The organism is Vibrio sp. 1151_11 (genome assembly GCF_029478525.1).
GTDB classification, from domain to species: Bacteria; Pseudomonadota; Gammaproteobacteria; order Enterobacterales; family Vibrionaceae; genus Vibrio; species Vibrio anguillarum.
The window spans coordinates 1-583 of record NZ_SHMN01000098.1 but is presented as its reverse complement, the minus strand read 5'-3'; the positions used below and the strand labels follow the sequence as shown (position 1 = coordinate 583).

The following is a 583-nucleotide window of genomic DNA, read 5'->3' as shown; positions in this document are numbered from 1 at the left end:
ATAACGCCGCGTTAAGGTGTGACAAACGTTTGCCATACTTGAGCGAAGCGAAACCGGCAAGCGTTTGGAATCACTCTTAAACGCTTTGTTAGCTGAATTTTTCCATAACAAAGTTCTGCAGTTTTTGGCCCCGAACTTCTATCGCTTGCTCTTTTACAACCTTAAAACCAAATTTTTCGTAGAAAGGGCGAGCTGTAATACTGACCTCAGAACAATACTTGGTAATGCCGCGAGATTTACCAACTTTTAAAACGTGCTCCATAAGACAACGTGCAACGCCTTTGCCTTGGTAGTCATGATGACAAAAGAAATGATCGATTAAACCACTTTCTTGAAGGTCAGCATAACCAACAATGACACCCTCTATTTCTGCAATAAAAGGTGAAATAGCGTTTAGTTTATTCTTCCATATCTTGCGGTCGAAATTATCTGGTGCCCAAGCCTCAACTTGCTCTTGGGAATAGTCTCGTCGATTCACGTTACGAACTGTATGATAAAAAAGCTTCCACAACTCACTTGCGTCAGAATCTTCGTATTTTCTAATTTTGATCATGCTACTTATACCAACATTCAGCTAACGCCC

At 40.8% G+C, this 583-nt stretch carries 1 protein-coding gene; it reads right to left on the bottom strand.

Features of this window, described 5'->3' with window-relative positions; translation table 11 throughout:
- Nucleotides 1-88 precede the first annotated feature (88 nt).
- The gene (locus tag EXZ60_RS18955; RefSeq protein ID WP_017048741.1) at nucleotides 89-553 is read right to left on the bottom strand and encodes a GNAT family N-acetyltransferase; all 465 of its coding nucleotides are present in this window, start codon (nucleotides 551-553) and stop codon (nucleotides 89-91) included.
- Between the last annotated feature and the right edge of the window lie 30 nt (nucleotides 554-583).

Bases quoted from the DNA above. Each gene is read 5' to 3' on its own strand.
- EXZ60_RS18955 (WP_017048741.1), bottom strand. From the start codon at position 553: ATGATCAAAATTAGAAAATACGAAGATTCTGACGCAAGTGAGTTGTGG.